Here is an 18,455-nt window from a genome sequence, read left to right on the forward strand (position 1 = left end):
ATGACGCAGCAAAACTCGCCGGCCATCCGGTCGGAAGTCGCCCTGGAGACGGTGGCGATCAACAAGTGGTTCGGCACCAACCATGCCAACCGCGACGTGTCGCTGTCGGTCCCGGCCGGCACCATCCATGGGGTGATCGGCGAGAACGGCGCCGGCAAGTCGACGATCATGAGCATCGTCTACGGCTATCTGCGCGCCGACAGTGGGGAAATCCGGGTGAACGGCAATCCTGCTGCCATCCGCACCCCGCGTGACGCGCTGGCCGCCGGCATCGGCATGGTCCATCAGCACTTCATGCTGGTGGACCCCTTCAGCGTGCTGGAGAATGTGCTGCTGGGGGCGGAAGGCGGCGTCACCCTGGCGGGCGGCCTCGCCCGGGCCCGGACCGAACTGACCCGGCTGGCCCGCGACTACGGTCTGGAGGTCGATCTCGACAGCCCGGTCGGCGACCTGCCGGTCGGCGCCCAGCAGCGGGTCGAGATCCTGAAGGCGCTCTACCGCGGCGCCGACATCCTGATTTTGGACGAGCCCACCGGCGTCCTGACCCCGCAGGAGGCCGACCATCTGTTCCGCATCCTGCGGGCGCTGCGCCAGCAGGGCAAGACGGTCGTCATCATCACCCACAAGCTCCGCGAGATCATGGAGCTGACCGACAACGTCACGGTGATGCGGCGCGGGCAGGTGGTCGCCAACGTCGCCACCCGAGACACCAGCCGGGAGCAGCTGGCCGAGCTGATGGTCGGCCGCAAGGTTCTGCTGCGGGTCGACAAGACGCCAGCCAATCCGGGGGCGGAGGTGCTGCGGGTCGAGGGCTTGCGGGTGCGCGATCCCTCCGGTGTGGAGCGGGTGAAGGGGGTCGGCCTGTCGGTGCGGGCCGGCGAGATCGTCGGCATCGCCGGCGTGTCCGGCAACGGCCAGTCCGAACTCTTGGAGGCGCTGGCCGGCATGAGGCCCATCGCCGGCGGATCCGTCCGCCTGCGCGGGGAGGAACTGGCCGGCCGGCCCGACCGCTTCAACGCCCGCGCGCTGCGCGGCCTGGGCGTCGGGCATGTGCCGGAGGACCGCCAGAAGGTCGGGCTCGTCACCAGCTTCTCGGCGGAGGAATGCTCGATCCTGGGCTTCCAGGACGATCCGGCCTGGAACGGCCGGGTTCTGCTGGACCGCGACGCGGTGGCGGAGAGCTGTGCCCGCCGGATGGAGGAATACGACACCCGCCCGCGCGACGGCTCGCTGGCGGCGGCCAACTTCTCCGGCGGCAACCAGCAGAAGATCGTGCTGGCCCGCGAGATCGAGCGGAACCCCGACCTGCTGCTGGTCGGCCAGCCCACCCGTGGCGTCGACATCGGCGCCATCGAGTTCATCCACCGCCGGCTGGTGGCCCTGCGCGACCAGGGCAAGGCGATCCTGCTGGTCTCGGTCGAGCTGGACGAGATCCGCGCCTTGTCCGACCGCATCGTCGTGATGTTCGACGGCCACATCGTCGGCGAGGTGATGCCGGACCGGGCGGACGAGAAGACGTTGGGGCTGATGATGGCGGGGTGCGGGTGAGGGCCGTCGCTCCTCACCAGGGAACGGTTTGGCCCCGATAGTCGAGATACTCCAGACCCGGCCTGTCCTGCTTGGCGAGAAGGACATCGACCAGCTTCGGAATGCTGTCCTCGATGGACAGCGGCGCATCGGCGCCGCCGAGCGCCGTCCGGATCCAGCCCGGCGCCATCACCGCCAGCGGGCGGGCGGTGCCGGCCTGGCGCGCCGCGAAGCTGCGCATGAACATGTTCAGCGCCGCCTTGCTGCCGCGATAGAGTTCGCGCTGGCCGGACAGGTTGTTGGCGATGCTTCCCTGTCCGGAGGACATCGCGCCGATCAGCCCGGTGGCGGAGACGTTGCGCTCCAGGCTTTCAATGACGCGCATCGGGCCGAGGGCGTTGGTGGTCATGACGTGGATGAACTCGTCGGTCGAAACCTCGCCGATGGTCTGGGTCGGGTCGCGGTTGGTGGTTCCGGCATTGACGAACAGCATGTCGAACGTTCTGCCCGACAGCCTGTCGCGCAGCGCGGCCAACTGGTCGGGCGCGCAGATGTCCAGGCTTTCGATTTCGACCCGGACGGGATGGGCGTCGGCCAGATCGTGGAGTTCGGTGCGATTGGGACCGCGCACCGTGCCGAGGACGCTCCAGCCCTTCTTCAGGAATTCCGCCGCCATGGCATGGCCGAGGCCGCGCGACGCGCCGACCAGCAGGATGCTGCGGCGGGTGTCATTGGGGAGATGCTGCATGGGATCGTGGCTCCTGCTGTCGATGTCCATGCTCCATATGTCCGGAGCTCCAGCCTTGCACCAGACGCACAGGATGCAAAGATCGATTGCGCCTGGCGCTATGCGTCGGAGGTCTGTCTGGTTAACCTGCGCCGATGCAGGCCATCGACTTGAACCTTCTCCTGCCGCTGGACGCGCTGCTCACCGAACGCAGCGTGACGGGGGCCGCCCGCCGCCTGGGCCTGAGCCCGTCCGCCATGAGCCGGGCGCTCGCGCGGCTGCGCCGGGTGACAGGCGACCCGCTGCTGGTCCAGGCCGGCCGCAGCCTTGTCCCGACGCCCTATGCCGAGGAGATTTCCAGCCACGTCCATGCGCTCTGCCGCGATGTGCAGGCGGTGCTTCGGCCCGCCGCCGGACGGCTGGAGCTTGCGTCGCTCCATCGGACCTTCACCATCCGGGCCGGCGAGGGGTTCGTGGAACTGATGGCGGCGCCGGTGATGGCCGCGGTGGCGGACACGGCACCGCATGTGCGCCTGCGGTTCGTGCCGAAGCCCGACAAGGAGGCGGAGCCGCTGCGGGACGGGCGGATCGACCTGGAGATCGGCGTGCTCGGCACCTCGGCGCCGGAGTTGCTGACGCAGCTGCTGTTCCGCGACAGGCTGGTCGGCGTCGCCCGCAGCGGGCATCCGCTGCTGGCGGACGGCGCGGTGACACCGGAGCGCTATGCCGCCTGCGGCCATGTCGCCGCGTCGCGCCGTGGCGAGTTTCACGGGCCAGTCGACGACGCGCTGGTCGTTCCGCGCTACCCCGACGCGATGCGGGTCGCCGCCGGGTCGGACCTGATCGCGGCGGTCCCGCGTTCCTGCCTGGGCAACGGGCTGACGGCCGGTTATCCCGGCGGGCAGGGGTTTGACAGCTTCGAGCTGCCGGTGCGGACGGCGGAGTTCGCCATCTCCGCCATCTGGCATCCGCGCCTGCAGGCGGGCCCTGCCCACCGCTGGCTTCGCGAGACCATCGCGGCGGTGTGCCGGCGGGCCTATCCGTGAGGACGGCCCGCGGCCCGGGCTTTCTGACAGGTTACTTCGCGAACAGCTTCGACATGTCGGCGAACGCCTTGAACTCCAGCGCGTTGCCGGCGGGGTCGAGGAAGAACATGGTGGACTGCTCGCCGACCTGACCCTTGAAGCGGGTGTAGGGCTCGATCACGAACTTGATGCCGGCGGCCTTCAGCTTCTCGGCGAAGACGTCCCAGTCGGCGGGTTGCAGCACGACGCCGAAATGCGGGACCGGCACGTCATGGCCGTCCACCGCGTTGTGGTGGGCCGGGGCGGCGGCGGGGTCGCGCGGCTTCAGGTGGGCGACGATCTGGTGGCCGAACAGGTCGAAGTCGATCCACTCGTCGCTGCTGCGTCCTTCCGGGCAGCCCAGGACGGTGCCGTAGAAATGGCGGGCGGCGGCCAGATCGTCGACCGGGAAGGCGATGTGGAAGGGCGTCAGCGTCGTCATCGGAGGGTTGGCCTTTCGCGACCGGGTGGCAGGTGGCTGCCGGGGGGCTGCCAGGGAGCTGTTTGTGCCCCAAGCAGAGCGTATCCCGGCACACTTGACAAACGAGTTCTCGGGCAGAGATTTATGAGTTCAACTCATGATTCGGATTGTCCATGCCCGACCGCGTCCTGCCGTCGCTCAACGCCGTCCGCAGCTTCGTCGCGGTGGCCCGCCATCTCAGCTTCACCAGGGCGGCCGACGAGCTGGCGGTGACCCAGGGGGCGGTCAGCCGCATGATGCAGACCCTCCAGGCCGATCTGGGGGTCGAGCTGATCCGCCGCGTCGGCCGCGGGATCGAGCTGACGCCGACCGGGGCGGCCTTCTATGGCGAGGCGTCGGCGGCGCTCGACCGCATTGCAGCGGCGGCGCGGGCGGCCCGCGCGCAGGAGGGCGGGGTGCTGCGGGTCAGCGCGCTGCCGACCCTGACGCAGCGCTGGCTGATCCCGCGGCTGAAGGGCTTCCAGGCAGAGAACCCCGACATCCAGGTCGAGGTCAGCATCGGCGAGCACCGCGTCGATTTCGCCAAGGAGCGCATCGACGTCGCCATCCGCTACGGCGTGGAGGACTGGCCGGGCGCGGAGATCGCGACCCTGATGCCGGAGACGATGGGCGTCTTCTGCGCGCCCTCGCTGCTGGAGCAGGGGCCGCCGCTGCTCCATCCCGCCGATCTGGCGCAGCACCGGCTGTTGCAGCACACCACCCGGCCCGATTCCTGGCGCGTCTACCTTGCCGCCTTCGGCCTGCCGCTGCCGGAGGCGGCGCTGTCGCTGGCTTTCGAGCATTTCTTCATGATCATCGAAGCGGCGTCGGCGGGCATGGGGGTGGCCCTGCTGCCGGTTTTCCTGGCCGGGGACGATGTGGCGTCGGGTCGGCTGGTCCAGCCCTTCACCGAGACGCTGCGGCCGCGTGGCCGCTATTTGATCGCCCACGCGCCGGGCGCCGAGCGGGCACGCCGGGTGCGCCGTTTCAAGGACTGGCTGCTGACCGAGGTGGCATAGAGTGCGATCGCTCCGGACGGAATCGTCTGGAGCGTGAATCGCACGGAAAATCAAAAAACCAGAGCCCGGCTACTCCAGCGTGCCGGCCGCCTCATGCCGGTCCTCGCCGGTCGCCAGCAGGGTGTCGACGGCGATGCGCAGTCCGGCGACCACCCGGTCGATTGCCATCGACGGCATGCCGGGGTGGCGCACCGCCTGCTCCGGCGCGAGCGGGATGTGCAGGAAGCCGACGCGCAAGGTCGGCCGCCGCACCGCCCGCAGATGGCAGGCGCCGTAGAACAGGTGGTTGCAGACGAAGCTGCCGGCGCTGTGCGACAGGCCGGCGGGGATGCCGGCGTCGCGCAGAGCGGCTGCCATCGCCTTCACCGGCAGGCTGGTGAAATAGGCGGCGGGGCCGTCCGCCACCACCGGCGCATCGACCGGCCGGTTGCCGGCATTGTCGGGGATGCGGGCGTCGTCGAGGTTGACGGCCACCCGCTCCAGCGACAGCTCCGCCCGGCTCTGCGCCTGCCCGACGGCGAGCAGCGCCACCGGATCGGTTTCCGCCACCGCGCGTTCCAGCGCGTCGAGCGCCGTGCCGAACACGCAGGGCATCAGCCGGGCGGCGACACGGTGGCCGCGGCACTCCCAGCCGTCCAACTGCCGTACCGCTTCCCAGGACGGGTTGACGGGCTCGCCGCCGAACGGCTCGAAGCCGGTCAGAAGGACGGTGGGCATCGCGGACTCCGTGAGGAATTTCATCGTGTTCGAGCCGGACCGCGATCATGGCGGGGGAGCCGCGCCGCGCGCAACAGCTCTTCGCGCACCCGCGCCACCACCGGCGCCCAATCGCCGGGGCGCTGCTGGCGGAACAGGCGGAGCGTCGGGTACCAGGGGCTGTCGTCGCGGTCGAGCAGCCAGCGCCAGCAGCCGCTGAAGCGCGACAGCACCCACACCGGCACGCCCAGCGCTCCGGCGAGATGGACGACGGCGGTGTCCACCCCGATCACGAGGTCGAGTTGCCGGACGATGGCCGCGGTGTCGGCGAAGTCAGTGACGCCAAACATCGGGTCGAAGACCGCGGGCCTGTCCAGTTGAGCCGCCGCCGGTCCCTTTTGCAGGCTGACCCAGGACACGCCCGGCACCGTCAGCAGCGGCGCGAGCTGGGCAAGGGCGAGGCTGCGGCGGGCGTCGGTCCGGCTGGCGGCGGCATGGCCCAGCCGCGGGTCGCCGGCCCAGACCAGCCCGACCCGCAAATCCTCCGTCTCCGGCAAGGCACCGGTCCAATGCCGGACGGCAGCCGGCGGAGGCGTGAGATAGGGCACCGCCGCCGGAATGCGGTCGGGCGTCACCGCCAGCCGCTGCATCAGCGACAGCAGCGGCACCCAGAGATCGTAGGCGTCGGGATCGGGCAGGGCGGCGGTCACCGCATCGACGCCCGCCATGCCGGCGAGCAGCCGGACCAGCGGAGCCCGGCAGTGCAGGACGATCCGCCGCGCGCCGCGCGCCTTCACCAGCGGGATCAGGCGGATGAAGTGCAGGGTGTCGCCGAATCCCTGTTCCTCCACCACCAGCAGGGTCTTGCCGGCGATGTCCTGTCCTGTCCATTCGGGGCCGGTCCATTCGGGTTTGGTGCAGGCGGGCTTTGTCAGCGCCAGTTCCGGTGCCTGCCAGCGCGCCTCGTACGCCTGCCAGCCCTCTTCGAACAGCCCGTGCTGGAGCAGCGCCTCGGCCAGATTGTAGCGCACGCTGGGCATTGCCGGGGCGAGAGCTGCTGCGCGGTGCAGCAGGGCCAGCGCGCCGGAATGGTCGCCGCAATCCTGCCCGGCATGGGCCATCGCCAGATAGGGGGCATGGAGGCCGGGGGCCAGCGCGATGGCCCGGCGGCAGGCGTCGAGGGCGGCCAGAGGATGGTCGGCCTCCTGCAAAATCGCGCCGAGGTTGGCGAAGGCCTCGGCCATGTCGGGACAGCGGACCAGCGCCTCGATGCAGGAGGACACCGCCTCGTCCGCCCGGCCGAGCCGGCGCAGTGCCGCGCCGCGGTTGGCATAGGCGAGCGCCGCCTGTGCGGGAGGCAGAAGCGGGTTGCCCAGCAGCTGGTCGTAGATTGCCAGCGCCTGAGCCCAGCATCCGGCCCGATGCAGGCGCAGCGCCGTGCAGAAACCGGTTTCGAAGCCGGTATCGTCGGCACTCATCCGCGCGGACGGCCGGGAGACTTCGGGATGGGCGCGGGGGATGGGTTTCGACATGGGCCGCCTCCACGAGGCCGGCGGAAACCGCCGGCGCTGATGGAGGGGTTACACGGTGCCGTCCGCCGAAGCTGGCGCGGATTCCGGACGCAGCTGTCTTCGGGTCAGGCCGCGACGGCCGCCGCCAGGACGCGGGTCTGGCGGGCGACCTTTTCGAAGGCCTTTTCCTCGATCTGGCGGATGCGCTCACGGCTGACGCCGTAGCGGACCGACAGATCCTCCAGGGTCAGCGGGCTGTCGGACAGGCGGCGGCTGGTCAGGATGTCGCGCTCGCGGTCGTTCAGCACGGCCATCGCCTCGTGCAGCAGGGCGCTGCGCTGACGGGCTTCGCCGCGTTCGACCAGCGACTCCTCCACCGACGGACGCTCGTCGGCCAGCAGATCCTGCCACTCGCCCGAATCGCCATCGGCGCTCATCGGCGCGTTCAGCGAGGCCACCGGCCCCGACATCCGGCGGTTCATGGCGACCACGTCATCCTCCGGCACCGACAGGTCGGTGGCGATGCTGGTGACGCTGTCGGGGTGCAGGTCGCCGCTGCCATATTCGCCCAGCTTCCGCTTCAGGCGGCCCAGGCTGAAGAACAGCTTCTTCTGCGCGGCGGTGGTGCCGATCTTCACGAGGCTCCAGGACCGCAGGATGTAATCCTGGATCGAGGCCTTGATCCACCACATCGCGTAGGTGGACAGGCGGAAGCCGCGTTCGGGTTCGAATTTCTTGACGGCGGTCATCAGGCCGAGATTGCCCTCGGCGATCAGGTCGGACAGCGGCAGGCCGTAGCCGCGGTAACCGCCGGCGATCTTGACGACGAGACGGAGGTGGCTGGTGACCAGCCTGTGCGCCGCATCGACATCGCCATGCTCGGTCCAGGCCTTGGCCAGCATGTATTCGTCCTCGGCCGTCAGGACCGGGTAACGGTGCGTGTCGTTGATGTAGCGGGACAGGGATTCGCCGGAATCGGGCGAACGGAGGGCAATGGCGGTGCTCATGTCACATCCTCGTGCAAAGCGATATGACGGGTTCAGGACCCCCAATTGGCGGGCCCAGGCCTCTCCGGCGGAGCAGGCAGGCATATAGTACAAAACTGGTGCTGTAAGTCAAGCGCGGCGGTCGGGTATGGGAGTCTCAGGGGGCGGGCGGCAGGTTCCGGCGGTACCGGCCCGGCGTGACGCCGAAGGCGCGCCGGAAACAGCGGCCGAGATGGCTTTGATCGGAAAAGCCGGCTTCGGCCGCGACGGCGGCGACCGGTTCTCCGGCACGCAGCAGGCGCCGCGCCTCGTTCAACCGTTCGGACAGCCGGAAGAGCTGCGGCGGGACACCGTGCTGCTTGCGGAAGCTGCGCGAGAAGCCTTCGCGGCTCATCCCGGCAAGGCGGGCACCCTCGCCGACCGTTTCCCAGGAAGGGGGCATCGTCTCCACCCGTTGCGGCGGCATGCCGTCCCCGCACCGGTGATTTTGCCGGTGGTTCTCGATCATCGCCGCCAGATCGGGCCAGCCGATGCTCCCCTGCCGCCGCCACAGCAGTGCCATCCCGGCAAACAGGGCCGCGGCGTTGCAGGCCCCGGGCGAGGTGTAGATGTTGATGCAGAAGACATCGGCCGGTTCGGAAAGGGAGCTGTGCGGCGTTCCGGCCGGAATTCTCACCCCCTCGCCCGGTGCGGCATCGAACAGCCTGTCCTTGATCAGGAAGCGCCGGCGGCCCGACAGGACGAATGTCAGCTGGTCCTCTTCATGGAAATGCACCGGCAGCGAGACGTCCTGCCCGCACACGACGCCGAGTTCGACGATGTCGCGGCTGAACGGCCGCCAATAGTCCCAGCGGCCGCCGCTGCCCATGCCGCCGCTGCACATGTCGTTGGGAAACTGAAATGACACCGCCATGACGAACCACCCCGCTTTCGGGCTCAGCCCTTTCGGAAAATCGACGTTCGCGCAACCGTAATCAAGTCCCGGTTGCATGGGCAAAGCCGCGGTCCGGTCACATGCGTTCCAGACGGCGAAGGCACGGCGCTGCTATCCATCTTTCGGGACGCGCCGCCTGGAAAGCCATCCATGCCGGCCGGCATATATTCGGGGAGTACGGCATGACCGCCGCCTTTTCCTATCTTCTCGTGGTCGGCGCCGGCGTGAGCGTCGCTTTGCAGCAGGTGCTGAACGCGAACCTGCGGGCCGAGCTCGGGTCGCCCTGGTGGGCGGGCTTCGTCAGCTACCTCGTCGGCATGCTGGCGATGCTGGCGGTGGCGCTGACCTCCTCCGTTCCCCGGCTCACCGACACGCTGGCCGGACCGACCTCGTGGCTGTCCTGGACGGGGGGCCTTTTCGGCGCGCTGTTCATCGGGACCGCCATTTTGATGGTTCCCCGCCTCGGCGCCGCGACCGTGCTCGCCCTGATCGTCGTCGGGCAGATGCTCGGCTCGCTTGCCTTCGATCATTTCGGCCTGTTCGGGCTTCCCCACCACCCGGTGAGCCCCGCCCGGCTGGCCGGCGCGGCGTCCCTGCTGCTGGGCGTCGTCCTGATCCGCATCTGACACCGGGAGACCATGGTGAAGCTGGTCATCATATCCGACATCCACGGCAACCATGACGCCTTGCGCGCCCTGCCCGAGGCGTATGACGAACTCTGGGTGCTGGGCGATCTCGTGAATTACGGGCCGCAGCCGAACGAAGTCGTCACCGACATCATGGAAAAGGCGTCCCTGGCGATCCAGGGAAACCACGACCATGCGGTGGCGCACGACGACGACCGACGCTGGAGCGCGCGCTATCGTCCGATGGCCGAAGCGACCCGGCGTTACACGTCGTCCGCTCTCGGCGACGCGCAGAAGGCCTATCTGCGCGGGCTGCCGCAGCAGGCGCAGGCCGAACGCGACGGTCTCCGGTTTCACCTGACGCACGCGATGCCGTCGGATCCGCTCTATGGCCGGCATCCCGAGGACGCCGCCGGGTGGGAGAGGGAACTCGACGGATTGCGGGCCGATGTCCTCCTCGTCGGGCATACCCATGTGCCGATGCTGCGCAGGATCGGCGACAGGGTGGTGCTCAATCCGGGAAGCCTCGGCCAACCCCGCGACGGCACGACGCTGGCAAGCTACGCCGTCTGCCAGGACGGTCGTTTCGAACTCAAATCCTTTCGCTATCCGGTCGGGGCGACGATTGCGAAGCTCAAGAGCCTGGGCTTGCCGCACCCGGTCGAAACCGAACTGGTCGCCATCCTCGAAACCGGTTCGGTCCGATCGGGCTGAGTCACCGCCCGACGCTAATTCTGTTGCCCGGCGGGGGAGGGGCGCTTACGGTCGCATGTCTCTCCAGTCATGGTCCTTTCCCCACCGGTCCCCCTGCCCAGATGCCGCGTCCCGTGATCCGCCGCCTGATCGATGCCGTGCCGACCGCCGTCCTGCCGATGGTGGCGGGGGTGGGGCTGTCGGCACTGGTGGCGCCGCAGCCGGATGCCGCCATGGCGTTGCTGCGCGGGCTGGTGGTGACGCTTCTGCTGACGCTGCCGTCGCTGGCGGTCGGAACCGCGCTTGGCACGCTGGCCGGATCCTGGGCCGCGCTCGCGCCGCGGTCGGCCGGCGGGCTGGTCGGGCGGCTTCTGGCCGGAGCCGGGCCGCTGCTGCCGGGCTTCCTGCTGGCCGCGGTCGCCGCGCTGGCGGTTCGGGCCGGGGCGTCGGCGGCGCCGCTGGGCTGGACCGCCCTGTCGATTCCCGCCGCCTGCCAGGCCGCCCGGCTGGCCCGCCCGGCGATGGGCCGCGCCCTGGGTCCGGGGCCGGAGGGTGGGGCGGTGCGGATGGCCCGCGGGCTGGGGCTGGACGAGCGCACCGTGCTGCGCCACCACGCCCTGCCGCAGGCGGTCGCCCCGGTGATGGGCGGCTTGCGTGCCGCGGTGCTGGCGGCGATGGTCGGCGCGGTGGCGCTGGAAAGCTTGCTGGACCTGCCGGGAGCGGGGGCGCTGATGGTCGATGCCGCCCGCGCCGGATCGGCCGCCGGGGCGGTGCCGGTCCTGGTGGCGCTGGGCGGGCTGACCGCTTTGCTGAACGCGCTGGGCCTCGGGGTGCGCGACTGGATCGACCCGGCCAACCACAGTTCCACGCCCTACGAAGGGGCGTGACCGAAGAAGGACCCCGATGGCCGAGTACGACCAACCGCCGCTTTCCCATCCGGTTCCGCCGGAGACCCCGCGTGCCGGCTTCGCCCGCGGGCTGTCGGGTGCCGCCATCCTCGCCGCCCTGGTGCTTGCCTGTGCCGCGGCGCCGCTGATGGCCGACGGAAGCGCGGTGCACCGGCTGGACGCCGACCCGGTGGCCGCGGCGCTGCTCGACGGGCGGGGCAGCCTGTCCTTCGCGCTGCTGGCCGCGGTGCTGGGCGGGCTGCTGGGCATCGGCTGGGCGCTGCTGGCCGGGATGCTCGGCACGCTGGCCGGCAACCGGGCGGAGCGGCGTACCATCGCCGCCGCCCAGCGGATGGCCGGCTGGCCGCTCGCCCTGCTGGTTCCGCTCGCCGGCGGGCTGATGGGGCCGGTCTGGCTGCTGGCGCTGGTCACGGCGCTGACCGCGGCACCGGCGGTCGCGGCGCTCGCCCATGCCGAGCTGTCGAGCCTGATGCGGGCGGAGTTCCTGACCGCCGCCCGCGCTGCCGGCCTGCCGGAAAGCGAGGTGGTGCGCCGGCACCTGATCCCCAACCTGACGCGCCCGCTGCTGGCCGCCGGGGTTCTGGCCCTGCCGCGGGTCCTGGCGGCGGAGAGTTTCGCCAGCCTGCTCGGACTCGGCCTGCCGCCGGCCCTGGGCAGCTGGGGCGCCTCGGTCGGGCTGGCGGCGCGGCTGGGCGACCCGGTGGCCTTCGTCCCGCGGGCCCTGCTGCTGGCGCTCGCCCTGTGGGCCGCCTGCGCCATCGCCGACGGCATGGCGACCGGACACCGCAAACCATGAAGAATGCATCCGTCCTCGGGGCCGCGAAGCCCGCGCCGGTCGAGACCGAGGCGCTGACCCTCATGCTGGGCGACCGCGTCCTGCTCGACCGCGCCACTCTGCTGGTGGAGCGCGGGCAGGTTCTGGCCATCACCGGCGGGGCCGGCAGCGGCAAGACCGCCCTGCTGGGGGCGCTCGCCGGCCAATTGCCGGCCGGCGTCGACATGGCGGGGAGCGCCCGCATCGACGGGCATCTGCTGATCGCCCAGGGCGGCCGGCTGGCGCCACGCCGGCCGCTGGCCCTGCAGGTGGCGGAGGTGGTCGGCCACCATCTGGGGCTCGATCTGCGGTCGTCGCTGCGCCGCATGGCCGACGGGCTGGACCGCATGGGCGTTCCCGCCGCCGCCCGGCGCTTCGATTTGCCGCCGGAGCAACTGCCGGAGCAGCTGCGCTGGGCCTGCCTGTTCGCCATGGCGGTGGCGGTGGGGCCGGCGGTGCTGCTGGCCGACGCGCCGGCCGCCGGGCTGGATCCGACGGTGCGGTTGCGGCTTCTTCACCGGCTGGCCGACTGGGCGCGGGCTGACGGGGTGGCGCTGATCCTGGCCGGACGGCCGGAGGATGGGCTGGCCGGCCCGGCCGACCGGGTGCTGGCGCTGCGCCGCGCCCGTCTGCTGCCGGCCAACCCGGCAAGGACCGAACCGCTGACGCCGCTGGAGCCGCCCGGCACCGCCCGCCTGCACGCGCGCGGCGTCGGCATGTCCTATCCGCTCGCCCCCGGCCCGCGGGGGGAGGCGCGGTCGCTGGCGGTGCTGCATGGCATCGACCTGGATTTGCGCACGGGTGAGACGCTGGTCCTGCTGGGCGAGACCGGCAGCGCCAAGGCGACGCTCGCCCGCTCGCTGCTGTGCCTGCCGCCGCCGACGGCGGGGGCGGTGGTCTGGATGGGCCGCGACCTGATGGCGACCGCCGCGCCGTCCGCTGCGGGGGACGCCCGGGGCGACGACCCCGACCGCGGTGGATTGCGCCGCGCCCGGCGCGACCTGCAACCGCTGTTCCCCGACCCGGCCGCCTCCTTCGACCCGGCGATGACGCTCGGCGCCCAGTTCGGCCTTGTGCTGGAGAGCCTGCGTCCGGACATCGCCGCCGACCGCCGCGACCACCGCATCGACGAGGCGCTGGAGGAAGCCGGCCTGCGTCCGGAGGCGGCGCTCCGCTGGCCGTCGGCGCTGAGCGTTGCGGAGGCCGCCCATGCCGGCCTTGCCCGCGCCATCCTGTCGGAGCCGCGCGTGCTGGTCGCCGACGAGCCGGCATCCCGCCTGTCGGCGGAGGAGCGCGAAACCTTCCTCGACACGCTGATGGCGGTGCGCGACCGCCGCCGGCTGTCGCTGGTCCTGGCGACCGAGCGGTATGACGAGGGGCTGCGCGATGCCCATCGCGGCGTCGTCATGCTGGCCGGCCGGGTGGTGGAGAGCGCTGACGCCGGAACGCTGCGCACGGCGCCGCTGCACCCCTACAGCCGGGCGATGCTGGCGGCGGCGCAGGGCGAACGCCCGGCGCTGGAGGGCGACGCGCCGTCGGCCTTCGCCCAGCCGGCCGGCTGTCCGCTGCGCCGCCGATGCCCGCTGGCGCGCGAGTTCTGCGCCCAGGCCATTCCCACGCTGGAGGAGGTGGCGCCCGGCCATCATGTGGCCTGCCATTACTGGGACACGCCGGCGGACGGGTGAGCTGGATCGACTCAACGGCTGGCTGTTTTCATGCCATCGTGTTATCCTTTCAGGACGTTGGTTTCCACATCGTGAACGCCTGCCGCCGGGGAGCCGATGCCGTCCCTGTCCGTCACCATGCCCGATCTGAACCGTCTGCCGGCACTGGAGCTGCTGGCCGGGCTCGCCACGCCGCTGTGGTTGGCGCGGCCGGAGGATGGCGGCGTGGTCTGGCTGAACGGGACGGCCCGCGCGCTGCTCGACCCGGATGCGGCGGGTGGCGGCCTGCGGATCGAGCCGGCGGAACCGGTGGCGGCCACCGGCGGGACGAAGACCGGGCGCGCCGTGATCGTCCGGGGAGCCGACGGCCCGCCGCTCGCGCTGACCGCCCGCATCGGACCTGTGCCGGACTGGGATTTGATCCTGGTGGAGGGGGCGGCCGAGAGTGCGGACCTGAAGGCCCAGGCGCTGGAACTGGCCGCGGCCAACCGCCGCAAGTCCGAGTATGTCCACCATCTGAGCCACGAGCTGCGCACGCCGCTGACCGCCGTCATCGGCTTCGCCGAGATCCTGCGCGACCGGCTGCTGGGGCCGCCCGACAGCCCGCGCTATGGCGAGGCGGCGGCCCAGATCGTCGCCGCGGGCGACTATATGCTGGAGCTGATCAACAACCTGCTCGACCTTGCCCGCATCGAGGCCGGGCGGCCGGACCTGCATGAGGAGGAGTGCCCGCCGGCCCTGATCGTCGATGCCACCCTGTCGATGATGGCGTGCCGGGCGGAGCGGTCGGGCGTGACCCTGTCCGCGGACCTGCCGCCCGATCTGCCGGTTTTGTGGGCCGACCCGTCGCTGGTCCGGCAGATGCTGACCAACCTCGTCGGCAACGCGCTGAAATTCACAGCAGCCGGCGGCCATGTGACGGTGTCGGCGGAGCGTGAGGCGGACGGCGGTCTGGTGCTGGCGGTCGCCGACGACGGCCGCGGCATGCCGCCCGACCGCATTCCGCAGGCGCTGACCGCCTTCGCGCAGCTGCACGACCCCGCTTATGATCCGATGACGGTGGCCCAGCATGGGTCCGGCCTCGGCCTGCCGCTGACCGCCGCGCTGGTGGAGCTGCATGGCGGCAGCCTCGCCGTCGACAGCGCACTGGGGCGCGGGACGACGGTGCGGCTGCGCTTCCCGCCGCAGCGGGTGGTGGGGTAGGCGGAGCCGGCTTCAGTATCCCTGAGCGTCGCCCAGCATCCCCGCCAAGGCCGGCGCCAGATCGCCGGCACCGACCACCGTCACCCGCTCCAGACCGAGCCAGCCGGCCAGCCGGCGCAGCTCCGCCGCCAGGGCCGGGGCGACGGCAGCGGCCTGGGCATGCGGCTCGCTATGGGCGGCCTGGACCAGCAGGGTGGCGGCCTTGCGGTCGGACTTCAGATCGACGCGGGCGGCGATGCGCTCGTCCATCAGGAAGGGCAGGACGTAATAGCCATGCTCGCGCTTGTGGGCGGGGGTGTAGATCTCCAGCCGGATGCGGGCGCCGAACAGCCGCTCGGTGCGTTGCCGCTCCCAGATCAGCGAATCGAAGGGGGAGAGCAGGGCGCGGGACGCGGCCTTGCGCGGGATGCGCAGGTCGGGGGTGACGTAGGCGATGCGGTCCCAGCCCTCCACCGTCACCGGCAGCAGGTCGCCGGCTTCCACCAGCTCGGCGATGCGCAGGCGGGCGTCTGTCACGTCCAGCCGGTGATAGTCGCGCAGGTCGCGCTCGGTCGCCACGCCATGGGCGTGGGCGGCGATGCGGAGCAGGGCGCGCTGGGCCTCCGCCTCCTCCGGGGTGGGGGTGTCGAGCACGGCGGCGGGCAGCACCCGCTCCGGCAGGTCGTAGAGCCGTTCGAACCCGCGCCGGCCGGCGGTGGTGACGAGGCCGGCCCAGAACAGGAACTCCAGCGCCCGCTTGCCGTCGCTCCATCCCCACCAGCCGCCGGCGCCGCGCCCGGCCTCGCTGAGTTCGGACGCTCCCATCGGCCCGCGTGACGCCACCTCCGCCAGAACCGACTCGATGTAGGGACGGCGTTCGACGGCGAAGCGCGCCAGTTCGCCATAGGTGCCTTCGCCGCGTTCGGCCCGCGCCATGCGCCAGCGGAACAGCGGTTGCTGCTCCACCGGGATCAGGGAGGCCTCGTGACCCCAATATTCGAACAGCGCCCGCCGCTTGCCGCCATAGGCCAGCCGGTCGAGCAGGGCCGCCTCGTACGGTCCGAGCCGCGAGAAGAGCGGCAGGTAATGGGAGCGCACCAGCACATTGACCGAATCGATCTGCACCAGCCCCAGCCGCCCGATCAGGCGCCGGGCATGGCGGGCTTCGACCGTGTCGGCGGTGGTATCGGCATCAGTGGTGGCGGCACTGCTGGCGAAACCCTGGGCGGCGATGGCGACGCGGCGCGCCTCGCGCAGGGACAGGCTGTCGGGACGGGGCATGGGTTCGGAGGGAGGTTGGATGGGACGCCAGCTTGAGAATGCGTTTGATTTTCGTCAAGGCGGCGTGGAGGTGCTGCGCGCAGGCTGACGGTCATCCTGCATTGCAGCACCCGTCCTGCGGAGTTCCTGTCCATGTCCTCCCCCAGTCTTGCCGGCCGTGACGACGGCCCCGCCATCCCGATCCTGTTCCAGTATGGCTTCCGCTTCTTCTTCCTGTTCAGCGGCGTGGCCGCCGTCGGGCTGCTGGCCGCCTGGCTGGGCGTGCTGGTGACCGGGGAATGGCCGGAGCATGCGGCGGGCGCCAGCGCCTGGCATGCCCATGAGATGCTGTTCGGCATGGTGGTGGCCGCCGTCGCCGGCTTCCTGCTGACCGCGGTGCCGAGCTGGACGGGGACCAAGGCGGTGTCCGGCGCACCGCTGATGGCGCTCGCGGCGCTGTGGATGGCCGGTCGCGTCGCCGTCTTTCCCTGGACCGGCATGCCGGAAGCGGTGGCGGCGGTGATCGACATCGCCTTCCTGCCGGGGCTCGGCATCGCGCTCGCCCGGCCGCTGGTGAAGGCGGGCAAGTGGCGCAACAGCGCCTTCCTGATCCTGATCGGGCTGCTGACCGCCGCCAATCTGCTGATCCATCTGGACTGGCTGGAGATGCTGGACGGCGGGGCGGATGCCGGCTTCGCGCTGGGGCTCGGCATCATCCTGATGATGGTGACGGTGATCGGCGGGCGCATCCTGCCGGCCTTCACCCGCAACGGGCTCGGCAAGGCAGGCCTGGGCGTGCGGTCCTGGCCGATGGTGGAGCGGCCGACGCTGGTCCTGACGCTGGCGCTGATCCCGGCGACGATGGTGGCGCCGGAGTCGGCTATCACCGGACTGATCGCACTCGCCGCCGCGGTGGCCCATGCCGTGCGGCTGGCCGGCTGGCAGGGCTGGAAAGCCTGGCGCTCGCCGATCCTGTGGATCCTGCATGTCGGCTATCTGTGGGTGCCGGTGGCGCTGACCTTGCGCGGGCTGCATGCCCTGGCCGGGCTGCCCGCTGCTTCGGGAACCCATGCGATGACGGTCGGCGCCTTCGCCACGCTGATCCTGGCGGTGATGAGCCGCGCCTCGCTCGGCCACACCGGGCGGCCGCTGACGGTGTCGCGGGCGACGGTCGCCGCCTATGTGCTGCTGACGGTCGCCGCGGTCGGCCGCACCGCCTCGCCTGTGCTGCCGGTGGACTGGGTGTGGGCGGCGCTGCAATGGTCGGGCTATGCCTGGGTCACCGCCTTCGCCCTGTACCTCGTCGCCTACGCCCCGGTCCTGCTGTCGCCTCGGGCCGATGGGCGGCCGGGCTGAGCAGGGCAGAGGGAAAGTGACTGGGGCAGAGTGACTGGAATGCAGTTGGGCGGGGCGTTATGCCCCGCCGCGGAAATAGCGGTCGATGGCGTCGGTCATCTCGACCTCGCGGAAGGGCTTGGTCAGGACCGGCCGGTTCTGATGGGTCCGCGGCAGGCCGGCGGCGCCATGACCGGTGGTGAAGACGAAGGGGATGCCCTCGGCGCCCAGAGCATCGGCGACGCTGTCGACGCGCTCACCGCGCAGGGTGACGTCGAGCAGGGCGGCGTCGATGCCGCCCTTGGCGATCAGGTCCAGCGCCTCGGCCACCGTGCCGGCGGGGCCGACGACGACGACATTCTGGACTTCCAGCGAATCCTCTATGGCCATGGCCACCAGCGGTTCGTCTTCGACGAGCAGAATGCGCAGGGGCTTGGATCGGTCGGCTTCCATGGACAGGCGGCTCGCTGCTGGTCAAAGCGGTGGTCGGCGGACAGATGGGGGTCGCAATCCCCTCCGGCAACCGGCGTGAGCTTTTCCGTTCAGCCGTCCGCTTGTCCACCCCGACCTTGGTCATCGCCCCCAGACCTTTGGTCATCGCCCATTGGGCCATTGGCAAGCTCGGGCTGGACTATCACCCCAGATCATCAAGTGCCTGTTGGAGGGAGGGGTAGAGCGCCTCCACCAGCGACCCGTCCGGCCGAACCGGCGACGGCAGGACGTCGGCTCCTTGCAGCGCGCGGGCCAGGGGCAGGCCGCCGACCTCGACGAAGCCGCCGCGCTCGCCATACTGGCCGACGATCCAGTCCTTGACCGCCGGGTCGCCGTCCAGCGCGTTGTTGTGCGAAATCATCGCATGGGTGCCGTCATCGGACCGGCGATACCAGGCATGGCTGCCGTCGCCCAAATCCATCGGCGCGAAGCCGGCCGCGGTCATCGCCTGGCGAACCGCCGGCCGAACCCGGTCGGCCCTCACCCCGGGCCGCGTGCCGGTCCATTGGTCGAGATCGTCCGCAAGCTCGCTCATGATGCCTCTCTGGTCGTTGTCC

Annotated in this window: 19 protein-coding genes; 10 read left to right on the forward strand and 9 right to left on the reverse strand. The window is 71.1% G+C overall.

Going from position 1 to position 18,455, the window contains the following annotated elements:
* Positions 1 to 1,548, forward strand: a complete 1,548-nt coding sequence (locus CRT60_RS09305) for an ABC transporter ATP-binding protein (protein ID WP_211100113.1) — start codon at positions 1 to 3, stop codon at positions 1,546 to 1,548.
* 13 nt (positions 1,549 to 1,561) lie between these two features.
* On the opposite strand, the gene CRT60_RS09310 is transcribed toward CRT60_RS09305, so the two are convergent.
* On the reverse strand, positions 1,562 to 2,275 hold the full coding sequence (locus CRT60_RS09310; protein ID WP_098736283.1) for an SDR family NAD(P)-dependent oxidoreductase: 714 nt from the start codon (positions 2,273 to 2,275) through the stop codon (positions 1,562 to 1,564).
* A 149-nt stretch (positions 2,276 to 2,424) separates the two neighbouring features.
* Here CRT60_RS09310 and CRT60_RS09315 point away from each other — a divergent pair, with 149 nt between their 5' ends.
* Positions 2,425 to 3,300, forward strand: a complete 876-nt coding sequence (locus CRT60_RS09315) for a LysR family transcriptional regulator (RefSeq protein WP_342210671.1) — start codon at positions 2,425 to 2,427, stop codon at positions 3,298 to 3,300.
* A 31-nt stretch (positions 3,301 to 3,331) separates the two neighbouring features.
* Here CRT60_RS09315 and CRT60_RS09320 read toward each other — a convergent pair whose 3' ends face one another.
* Positions 3,332 to 3,760: a VOC family protein gene (locus CRT60_RS09320; RefSeq protein ID WP_098736113.1), complete on the reverse strand. Its 429-nt coding sequence runs from the start codon at positions 3,758 to 3,760 to the stop codon at positions 3,332 to 3,334.
* Between the two features lie 152 nt (positions 3,761 to 3,912).
* On the opposite strand from CRT60_RS09320, the gene CRT60_RS09325 reads away from it, so the two are divergent.
* On the forward strand, positions 3,913 to 4,797 hold the full coding sequence (locus tag CRT60_RS09325) for a LysR substrate-binding domain-containing protein (protein ID WP_098736114.1): 885 nt from the start codon (positions 3,913 to 3,915) through the stop codon (positions 4,795 to 4,797).
* 69 nt (positions 4,798 to 4,866) lie between these two features.
* Here the strand turns inward: CRT60_RS09325 and pcp are convergent, their stop codons facing one another.
* The 4 genes from pcp to CRT60_RS09345 form a co-directional block, all read right to left on the reverse strand.
* On the reverse strand, positions 4,867 to 5,514 hold the full coding sequence (gene pcp / locus CRT60_RS09330; protein WP_098736284.1) for a pyroglutamyl-peptidase I: 648 nt from the start codon (positions 5,512 to 5,514) through the stop codon (positions 4,867 to 4,869).
* A gap of 20 nt (positions 5,515 to 5,534) precedes the next feature.
* Positions 5,535 to 7,025, reverse strand: a complete 1,491-nt coding sequence (locus CRT60_RS09335) for a tetratricopeptide repeat protein (RefSeq protein WP_244592373.1) — start codon at positions 7,023 to 7,025, stop codon at positions 5,535 to 5,537.
* A 104-nt stretch (positions 7,026 to 7,129) separates the two neighbouring features.
* Positions 7,130 to 8,011 carry an RNA polymerase sigma factor RpoH gene (gene rpoH, locus CRT60_RS09340; RefSeq protein WP_098736116.1) on the reverse strand — a complete coding sequence of 294 codons (882 nt, stop codon included), beginning with the start codon at positions 8,009 to 8,011 and terminating at the stop codon, positions 7,130 to 7,132.
* A 136-nt stretch (positions 8,012 to 8,147) separates the two neighbouring features.
* A complete protein-coding gene (locus tag CRT60_RS09345; protein WP_244592374.1) occupies positions 8,148 to 8,903 on the reverse strand; it encodes a helix-turn-helix domain-containing protein in 756 nt (251 codons plus the stop codon).
* A 203-nt stretch (positions 8,904 to 9,106) separates the two neighbouring features.
* Here CRT60_RS09345 and CRT60_RS09350 point away from each other — a divergent pair, with 203 nt between their 5' ends.
* The 6 genes from CRT60_RS09350 to CRT60_RS09375 all read left to right on the forward strand — a co-directional run bounded on the left by CRT60_RS09350 (position 9,107) and on the right by CRT60_RS09375 (position 14,832).
* Positions 9,107 to 9,550, forward strand: coding sequence for a DMT family transporter (locus CRT60_RS09350; RefSeq protein ID WP_098736118.1), 444 nt, complete (start codon positions 9,107 to 9,109; stop codon positions 9,548 to 9,550).
* 12 nt (positions 9,551 to 9,562) lie between these two features.
* Positions 9,563 to 10,264, forward strand: a complete 702-nt coding sequence (locus tag CRT60_RS09355; protein ID WP_204561758.1) for a metallophosphoesterase family protein — start codon at positions 9,563 to 9,565, stop codon at positions 10,262 to 10,264.
* 101 nt (positions 10,265 to 10,365) lie between these two features.
* A complete protein-coding gene (locus tag CRT60_RS09360) occupies positions 10,366 to 11,130 on the forward strand; it encodes an ABC transporter permease subunit (protein ID WP_098736119.1) in 765 nt (254 codons plus the stop codon).
* Between the two features lie 16 nt (positions 11,131 to 11,146).
* On the forward strand, positions 11,147 to 11,947 hold the full coding sequence (locus CRT60_RS09365; protein WP_098736120.1) for an ABC transporter permease subunit: 801 nt from the start codon (positions 11,147 to 11,149) through the stop codon (positions 11,945 to 11,947).
* The gene (locus CRT60_RS09370) at positions 11,944 to 13,650 is read left to right on the forward strand and encodes an oligopeptide/dipeptide ABC transporter ATP-binding protein (RefSeq protein ID WP_098736121.1); all 1,707 of its coding nucleotides are present in this window, start codon (positions 11,944 to 11,946) and stop codon (positions 13,648 to 13,650) included. The genes CRT60_RS09365 and CRT60_RS09370 overlap by 4 nt, the downstream gene beginning before the upstream one ends.
* A gap of 96 nt (positions 13,651 to 13,746) precedes the next feature.
* Entirely contained in the window at positions 13,747 to 14,832 is a 1,086-nt protein-coding gene (locus CRT60_RS09375; RefSeq protein WP_098736122.1) for a sensor histidine kinase, read from the forward strand.
* A gap of 12 nt (positions 14,833 to 14,844) precedes the next feature.
* Here the strand turns inward: CRT60_RS09375 and CRT60_RS09380 are convergent, their stop codons facing one another.
* A complete protein-coding gene (locus tag CRT60_RS09380; RefSeq protein WP_098736123.1) occupies positions 14,845 to 16,092 on the reverse strand; it encodes a winged helix-turn-helix domain-containing protein in 1,248 nt (415 codons plus the stop codon).
* Positions 16,093 to 16,224: 132 nt separating this feature from the next.
* On the opposite strand from CRT60_RS09380, the gene CRT60_RS09385 reads away from it, so the two are divergent.
* Complete coding sequence (locus CRT60_RS09385; protein ID WP_098736124.1) at positions 16,225 to 17,427, forward strand: NnrS family protein; 1,203 nt, start codon at positions 16,225 to 16,227, stop codon at positions 17,425 to 17,427.
* A 57-nt stretch (positions 17,428 to 17,484) separates the two neighbouring features.
* Here the strand turns inward: CRT60_RS09385 and CRT60_RS09390 are convergent, their stop codons facing one another.
* On the reverse strand, positions 17,485 to 17,859 hold the full coding sequence (locus CRT60_RS09390) for a response regulator (protein ID WP_098736125.1): 375 nt from the start codon (positions 17,857 to 17,859) through the stop codon (positions 17,485 to 17,487).
* A gap of 181 nt (positions 17,860 to 18,040) precedes the next feature.
* Positions 18,041 to 18,433, reverse strand: a complete 393-nt coding sequence (locus tag CRT60_RS09395; RefSeq protein ID WP_098736286.1) for a hypothetical protein — start codon at positions 18,431 to 18,433, stop codon at positions 18,041 to 18,043.
* Positions 18,434 to 18,455: the final 22 nt, after the last annotated feature.

Origin of the sequence: Azospirillum palustre, from assembly GCF_002573965.1 — a bacterium.
Classification (GTDB): domain Bacteria; phylum Pseudomonadota; class Alphaproteobacteria; order Azospirillales; family Azospirillaceae; genus Azospirillum; species Azospirillum palustre.

Coding starts and splice junctions, on each gene's coding strand:
- CRT60_RS09380 (WP_098736123.1), bottom strand. CDS start 16,092: ATGCCCCGTCCCGACAGCCTGTCCCTGCGCGAGGCGCGCCGCGTCGCC.
- pcp (WP_098736284.1), bottom strand. CDS start 5,514: ATGCCCACCGTCCTTCTGACCGGCTTCGAGCCGTTCGGCGGCGAGCCC.
- CRT60_RS09305 (WP_211100113.1), top strand. CDS start 1: ATGACGCAGCAAAACTCGCCGGCCATCCGGTCGGAAGTCGCCCTGGAG.
- CRT60_RS09355 (WP_204561758.1), top strand. CDS start 9,563: ATGGTGAAGCTGGTCATCATATCCGACATCCACGGCAACCATGACGCC.
- CRT60_RS09335 (WP_244592373.1), bottom strand. CDS start 7,025: ATGTCGAAACCCATCCCCCGCGCCCATCCCGAAGTCTCCCGGCCGTCC.
- rpoH (WP_098736116.1), bottom strand. CDS start 8,011: ATGAGCACCGCCATTGCCCTCCGTTCGCCCGATTCCGGCGAATCCCTG.
- CRT60_RS09325 (WP_098736114.1), top strand. CDS start 3,913: ATGCCCGACCGCGTCCTGCCGTCGCTCAACGCCGTCCGCAGCTTCGTC.
- CRT60_RS09310 (WP_098736283.1), bottom strand. CDS start 2,275: ATGCAGCATCTCCCCAATGACACCCGCCGCAGCATCCTGCTGGTCGGC.
- CRT60_RS09370 (WP_098736121.1), top strand. CDS start 11,944: ATGAAGAATGCATCCGTCCTCGGGGCCGCGAAGCCCGCGCCGGTCGAG.
- CRT60_RS09360 (WP_098736119.1), top strand. CDS start 10,366: ATGCCGCGTCCCGTGATCCGCCGCCTGATCGATGCCGTGCCGACCGCC.
- CRT60_RS09320 (WP_098736113.1), bottom strand. CDS start 3,760: ATGACGACGCTGACGCCCTTCCACATCGCCTTCCCGGTCGACGATCTG.
- CRT60_RS09390 (WP_098736125.1), bottom strand. CDS start 17,859: ATGGAAGCCGACCGATCCAAGCCCCTGCGCATTCTGCTCGTCGAAGAC.
- CRT60_RS09350 (WP_098736118.1), top strand. CDS start 9,107: ATGACCGCCGCCTTTTCCTATCTTCTCGTGGTCGGCGCCGGCGTGAGC.
- CRT60_RS09385 (WP_098736124.1), top strand. CDS start 16,225: ATGTCCTCCCCCAGTCTTGCCGGCCGTGACGACGGCCCCGCCATCCCG.
- CRT60_RS09365 (WP_098736120.1), top strand. CDS start 11,147: ATGGCCGAGTACGACCAACCGCCGCTTTCCCATCCGGTTCCGCCGGAG.
- CRT60_RS09345 (WP_244592374.1), bottom strand. CDS start 8,903: ATGGCGGTGTCATTTCAGTTTCCCAACGACATGTGCAGCGGCGGCATG.
- CRT60_RS09375 (WP_098736122.1), top strand. CDS start 13,747: ATGCCGTCCCTGTCCGTCACCATGCCCGATCTGAACCGTCTGCCGGCA.
- CRT60_RS09395 (WP_098736286.1), bottom strand. CDS start 18,433: ATGAGCGAGCTTGCGGACGATCTCGACCAATGGACCGGCACGCGGCCC.